Annotated in this window: 6 protein-coding genes; all 6 read left to right on the top strand. The window is 54.4% G+C overall.

Annotated features, from left to right (window positions below):
• The first annotated feature begins 203 nt into the window (after positions 1-203).
• Positions 204-779, top strand: coding sequence for a DUF3455 domain-containing protein (locus tag AAIL67_RS23775; RefSeq protein WP_087082755.1), 576 nt, complete (start codon positions 204-206; stop codon positions 777-779).
• A gap of 66 nt (positions 780-845) precedes the next feature.
• On the top strand, positions 846-1424 hold the full coding sequence (locus AAIL67_RS23770; RefSeq protein ID WP_012838008.1) for a sigma-70 family RNA polymerase sigma factor: 579 nt from the start codon (positions 846-848) through the stop codon (positions 1422-1424).
• Positions 1421-2149, top strand: coding sequence for an anti-sigma factor (locus AAIL67_RS23765; protein ID WP_343485297.1), 729 nt, complete (start codon positions 1421-1423; stop codon positions 2147-2149). Before AAIL67_RS23770 ends, AAIL67_RS23765 begins: the two co-directional genes overlap by 4 nt.
• Before the next feature lie 206 nt (positions 2150-2355).
• Positions 2356-2919 carry a fasciclin domain-containing protein gene (locus tag AAIL67_RS23760; RefSeq protein ID WP_343485296.1) on the top strand — a complete coding sequence of 188 codons (564 nt, stop codon included), beginning with the start codon at positions 2356-2358 and terminating at the stop codon, positions 2917-2919.
• Between the two features lie 894 nt (positions 2920-3813).
• Entirely contained in the window at positions 3814-4335 is a 522-nt protein-coding gene (locus AAIL67_RS23755) for a hypothetical protein (protein WP_343485294.1), read from the top strand.
• Positions 4336-5849: 1514 nt separating this feature from the next.
• Positions 5850-6158: a hypothetical protein gene (locus AAIL67_RS23750; protein ID WP_343485293.1), complete on the top strand. Its 309-nt coding sequence runs from the start codon at positions 5850-5852 to the stop codon at positions 6156-6158.
• The last annotated feature ends 19 nt before the right edge of the window (positions 6159-6177 follow it).

The following is a 6177-nucleotide window of genomic DNA, read 5'->3' as shown; positions in this document are numbered from 1 at the left end:
TGCGTGATGCTTGCAGTCGATAGAACATAGATGCTTTCGGTTGAGGTCTACAAAGGCTGCCTCTAGTTATGGCATAACGGTACATCCTAAAAAAATTTGCATCGGGTGCATCCAAACATCGATCTCGTGGGTAGTACCTGCAGCAACACAAGCAATGTGCTGCTTCAGTGAATCCTTCCAACCGATTTAATTGGAGAATCTCAATGTCGACCACTCGCTTCGCATACCGCCTCGCCGCCTTTGCTGCCGTCACTTCCGCTGCAGCCCTGCTCGCTGCATGCGGCTCGATGAAGTCACCAGCCAGCAACTTCTCTCAGGCTTCACTGCCTGCTCCCATCCAGGTTCCTGCCGGTCACAAGGTCGCTTGGGAAACTGTTGGCAGCGGCGACATCACCTATGAGTGCCGGGACAAGGCCAACGCACCTGGCCAAACCGAATGGGTCTTCGTCGGTCCCGATGCAGTGTTGAAAGATCGCTCCGGCAAGACTGTGGGCCGCTACTACGGACCTCCCGCAACCTGGGAAGCCAATGACGGATCCAAGCTCACAGCTACGCAACTCGCAGTCGCACCCTCCAGCCCAGGCAGCTTGCCCTATCAATTGGTAAAGGCCAATCCCGCCATGGGGGCCGGCGCGCTGGTAGACGTGAGCTACATCCAGCGCGTCGCACTCCAAGGGGGTGTTGCTCCTGCAGACAAACCCTGCACCACCGCCACCAAAGGCCAGAAGACCATGGTCAAGTACCAGGCCGATTACATCTTCTGGAAACCCACGATGTAAGGTTTTGCAACGGCATGACTAGAATGATCGAAGGATTTACCTCTATTTCCTTCTGACCTTCTATTTGTGCCGCCTGCTGCCGCCCTCCAAGACGACGCTTTCGACCATGACGCTGCGCTTCAGGCCTGTGCGCGAGGTGATCGCGAAGCCCTGCGCAGCATCTATGAGCGCGAAACACGCTATCTGCTGGGTGTTGCTCTCAGAATAGTTCGTGACCGCGCTACGGCAGAGGATGTGCTTCACGACGCTTTTGTGTCCATCTGGGAGCGTGCATCGAGCTTCGACGCCAGCCGTGGTGCTGGCCGAGGCTGGATTTACAGCATCGTAAGACATGCTGCACTAAATCGGGTGCGTGATAGCGGGCGAGAAACCATGTTGGATGAACCGGCTACAGCACACCTGGATGCACAAGCGGCTTTTGCGGCCTGGCAGGAAAGTGGTGATGAGCTTGCACGACAGGCCTCACTTGGCCGTCTGGGGCATTGTCTTGATAGCTTGGAGCCAGCGCGCCGCGCCTGCCTTTTGCACGCCTATGTGGACGGCTGCAGCCACAGCGAGATTGCCGAGCGAGTCAAAGCCCCCCTGGGCACAGTCAAGGCCTGGATTCAGCGCGGACTGCGCGCACTGCGGGAATGCATGCAATGAGCAGCGAAACCCAACAACCACAACCTCCAGACGACCTGCATACACAGGCCGGAGAGTATGTATTGGGCACGCTTGATGAAAGCGAGCGTCGCTCTATTGAAGCGCGCCTTCCCTACGAGCCCGCCCTGCGCGCAGCAGTGGACGAATGGGAGCAGCGCCTGTTGCCGCTGACCACGCTAGCCGAGCCTGTGGAGCCAGGAGCCAGCCTCTGGCAGCGCATCGCCGCAAGCATCGCGCCAGCGAGCCGCCCTCGAGTCGTGCCAGCCCGAATACGCTGGTGGCATTGGGACAGCCTCGCCCTATGGCGCAGCCTGACGGGCGCAGGTTTCGCCGCCACAGCAGTGCTGGCCGCTGTTCTTGTGGTGCGTGAAGCGTCTCCCCCAACAGCGCCGCGCTATTTCGTGGTGTTGGCCGCGCCTCAGAACCAATCTCCAGGCTGGCTCGTGCAGGCCCAGACAGAAGGCAGGCTGCGTCTGGTGCCGTTAGGCACCAATAGTGTTCCTGCAGAAAAATCCCTGCAGTTCTGGACCAAGGCTGATGGCTGGAGCGCTCCAGTATCGCTTGGCCTCGTAAAGCCAGGCGAGGCCATAGAGGTTCCAGTGGACAAGCTCCCCCCCCTACAGCCCAATCAATTGTTTGAGCTGACCCTGGAACCCTATGGCGGCTCCCCGATTGGACGACCCACTGGCCCCATTCAGTTCATTGGCCGAGCCGTCCAGATCTAAGACTTCTGCCGGTTAAGCCTTGATGAGCCACTTGCCGACATCTCCAAAAGTAAACATAGCGGCCGTCACAGGCCGCCTTGCCTTACACCCGTGCCCCGACGAATCGCCAGCAGAACATAAATAGCGAAATTCAATGAATCCAGACAGAAAGTGGTTGCGTATTCCTTTCAGCCGGCATTTTTCGGCTTGTACATCAAGGAGCATCCATGTTCTCGATTCAATCTGCACGTAAGTTGGCCTCGTTCAGCCTAGCTATCTCGATGTCTGCTGTATCCGTCGCAGCAATGGCTGATGTGATGGTGGGTGGAGCCCCCATGCTGCCCTCCAAGGACATCATAGACAACGCAGTCAATTCCAAGGATCACACTACGCTGGTCGCGGCGGTCAAAGCTGCTGGCCTCGTCGATACGCTCAAGGGCCCCGGTCCATTTACCGTCTTTGCGCCGACCAATGCCGCATTTGATGCACTTCCCGCTGGCACCGTCGATACGCTGCTGAAGCCTGAAAACAAAGCCATGCTGACCACGGTCCTCACATACCACGTCGTCCCTGGTAAATGGGATGCCGCAGCACTCAGCAAGATGATCAAGGACGGCAAAGGCAAGGCCATGATCAAAACAGTCAGTGGCGGCACCCTGACGGCCAGGGCCAGCGGTAAGAAAATCATGCTCACGGATGAAAAAGGCGGCACTGCCACAGTGACCATTCCTAACGTGTATCAATCCAATGGCGTAATTCACGTGATCGACAAGGTTTTGCTCCCCAAATAAGCAAGCCTGCAGTTAGAGGCTCTAAACAAACCTCAGCTGAAATATGGGACACCCCTTGAAATCGACCGCAACACCACGCGAGTGATGATTGCGGCCGATGGGACGGGAATGCTTCTGGTTGATGTACTCGTAAAGTCCCCATACTGTAGGGTCTCCTCAGAAACTGGCGATGCGCCCCACTGAATGGAGGGAGGGACTACTCCTGAGTGACATCTTGACGGCTCACATTCAGTTGACGGCGCTTACGGGCGTTGTTTTTCAGCAGTGTTCTGACGAAACAGGGACCACCGATAACTTCGTGCATGTGGGCGTTGCTGACACCCTTAGCTAACATTACGTCTAGTACGTGCTGCTTGGGTGTAGATACGGGCTACAAGCGGCATCACTGACGTTGATGCAGTTGCACGCCATCAACTTTGCTTGGCCAAAGCTCAGCAGATTGGTGTCTGTGGGGCTCATGCAGACATGAGAGGAGCCAGTTGAAGAAATGCAGCCGCATCGGCTTACCTGAAGTCTGGAGATCAAGAGCCGAAGGGCGCCAAGTTCGACATGGCGGATATCAAGATCGTGGCTGAAGCCGATACGTTCACCTAGACGGCCGAACTGTTGCCCGTAGCCTTCGAAGACTATCATAACTGCTTCACTTTCAATGTTTCAGTTTGATGCATATCAGCCGATAACCTCATAAGAGCTGAACAGACTCAAGGAGATTTCATTGAAGCGATGCATCATCAAAGTAGCAGGAGCCTGCTACACAGCCCTATTCCCAAGCACATGCGCCGCACTTGAAGATGCCCTGAAGCGCTTCCCAAGCGCCACCGCAATCTCCGTGAAAGCCGCTTGAATTCGGCTTGATCTAGCTATTCATCTAGCAGCCAACGCCAACTAGCAATCGTGTCTGTGACCGTTGCGAAGTCCCGGCTTAGCCAAATCAATACTGGAATAGCTATGCGTCCATCAACGCTGTCTATCAGCATATCGATCGCCATATCAGGCTTCGTCCTCGTCTCCTGTACGAATGAGGAGAGCCACAAACTTGAGGCCAGGCGAGCTGCCAGGCGGCTGCTTGCCTTCCCTGAGCATGCCGAGTTCAAAGATGTGAAGTTGGGAAAGAACGGCGATGCTGTCTGCGGATTTGTGGGCTTTCGTCAAGGTGAGTTAGCGTCCTATCCAGGCAAGAAACCATTTGTCTATGAAGTCAACACGCACACCGCAAGCCTAGTGGAAATGCTTCAGGATAAGGACTTCAAGAACTTTATAGAGGACAGGCTCGAAAACGAAGACGAAGTTGCCAAAGTGAAAAACTTGATCAAGACCTGCCGCGGGCAAGCTCTATGGGAAACGAACTGCTCTCCCACGCTTGATATCAAGAAGCACGCTCTCTGCAGCTACGTTGAGCCTCCCACATTGCTTTAGCAATTCCAGCAAACCAGTCTTGACACCTGCTTGCAGGGTTACCGGCCTTCTGCACGAAGTAGCATGCAGCGCTCCCCGAGAAGACCATCTGGCGTGTTCGCTCACGCAGGCACGGCAGTTCAGGAATGGGCTTGGGCTAGCCATCTATCAAGAGCACGGCGCGGCTTTCGCGTCGTGGCAGCAGTGGTAACACTAGATGGCCCAGCAACTTTCCTAAACATGACGAATGAATGCTTCGCGTGTAATTTGCGGAAGTGGCGCTGAGTGCTTCAAGCAAAAATCAATGAAAGCACTCTATGCATGCAAATGCACGAAGAGCAAGCTTACGCGGCAGAGAACTTCAAGCCAAGCTGAGGTAAAGATGCTGGTACGCCCCATTACCTATCACCTTGAAATTTCACAGGATTCAATCAAGAGCGAACCTGTCGTCCATCTTGAGTCATCAACACCATTTCAACCCTTCGCCGTCGGAGACAAGATGAGCTGGAATGGATTTAGAAATGCCCGATGGCATCCTGAGCCCCACACAGGGCAGCTCTTACGTGTAAAGGATGTACTTCACTTTATTTGGGACATACGTGGCTCGAACATCGGCCACAAAATTCGTCTGTGCGTCGAAATATGCAACTTCGAAGACTAGCCAACACACCACTGAATCAAAAGTCTTCGATTTCTTCAGCATGCTGCCTTCTAGGCGAATTTTTCCAGCCTGATGCGCTTACCTGTATGTGCCTACCTACAGGGCCCTCTCGGGGCCTCCACAGCGCGAATATGTACGTGCCAACGCACTTCGCAATGTATTGAGCAGTAAAAGCCCGCCCCTCGTGAAATTATTCCAGTAGCATTAACGATGGGCCCAGCTATTAGGACGTAGGTGGAGCCTCATTTCGCCACCCATCGGGTGGCTTTTTTTTGCTCTGAATTCAGAGCTACTGGCGTGACCACTCACGTTCGTATAGCACCTCAGGAATGGGCCTGGGCTGTCGTCAATTAGGAACATGGCGCGGCCTATGCGTCGTGAGCAACAGAGGTCACGCCAGATGGTTCTACCCCCTTTGGTGTAAGCCAAACTCGTATTGATCCCCCATAAAGCATCATGCAGAATTCGGCCCCATCTACCTGTTATGCCGGGCCTGGGATATCTCCTCCCTCCCTTACTGACCTCTCCCCAGGCATGACCCGAAAGGGTCACCGGCTCTTTATTCAAGCCCGCAGCAAACGCTAGCGGGCTTTTCTTTTCAGCAGAGATTTCTCAGCCCGCCGCCAGCCAACGAAGATTTGTGCTCGCCACACCAAGCTTGGCGACCTTATGAAATAGAGATGACGACCGCGAAGGGATGGCGAACTATCCTAGGTTCCACAGATATCACAATTTGAATCAACAGTATCCAATAGCTCAATCTGTAAGCGCCTACATACCTACTTACATCTCCTGGTTACAACAAGACGGAGTCACCAAGAAACGTTAGCTCGCAGGTTCTGCGGCCAGTCTCTGAGATGTAGGGAGTGTCTTCATGAAGAAAGTTAATCCTGCTGCCAAGCACGCAAATCGCGCTTTTGTACGCATGCACACGTATGTGACGAAACATTTTGACTGGGATCTCTTCACCAAGGACTACCGCGTAGTCTTGAACACCGACGAGGACGGAGGCGTTACGCTGTACATCGTCAAAGTCTTCGACAAGAACGGCAAGTTAGCTGCACTAGGGCCAAAGATCCCTAACCAGATTACGTTCTCCTACCGCCAGGCACCCATCATGTCGGTATGGACTGAGTTCTTCAATGACGGCAAATTCAGCTGGCGCAATGTCTCGTGCCGCTAGATGCGACAGCGGTCGCGCC

It is taken from the genome of Comamonas sp. A7-5, assembly GCF_039581385.1.
GTDB classification, from domain to species: domain Bacteria; phylum Pseudomonadota; class Gammaproteobacteria; order Burkholderiales; family Burkholderiaceae_C; genus Comamonas; species Comamonas thiooxydans.
Note: the sequence above shows the minus strand (reverse complement) of the source record. Positions and strands in the feature narration are given on the sequence as shown.

Bases quoted from the DNA above. Each gene is read 5' to 3' on its own strand.
- AAIL67_RS23765 (WP_343485297.1), top strand. From the start codon at position 1,421: ATGAGCAGCGAAACCCAACAACCACAACCTCCAGACGACCTGCATACA.
- AAIL67_RS23750 (WP_343485293.1), top strand. From the start codon at position 5,850: ATGAAGAAAGTTAATCCTGCTGCCAAGCACGCAAATCGCGCTTTTGTA.
- AAIL67_RS23760 (WP_343485296.1), top strand. From the start codon at position 2,356: ATGTTCTCGATTCAATCTGCACGTAAGTTGGCCTCGTTCAGCCTAGCT.
- AAIL67_RS23775 (WP_087082755.1), top strand. From the start codon at position 204: ATGTCGACCACTCGCTTCGCATACCGCCTCGCCGCCTTTGCTGCCGTC.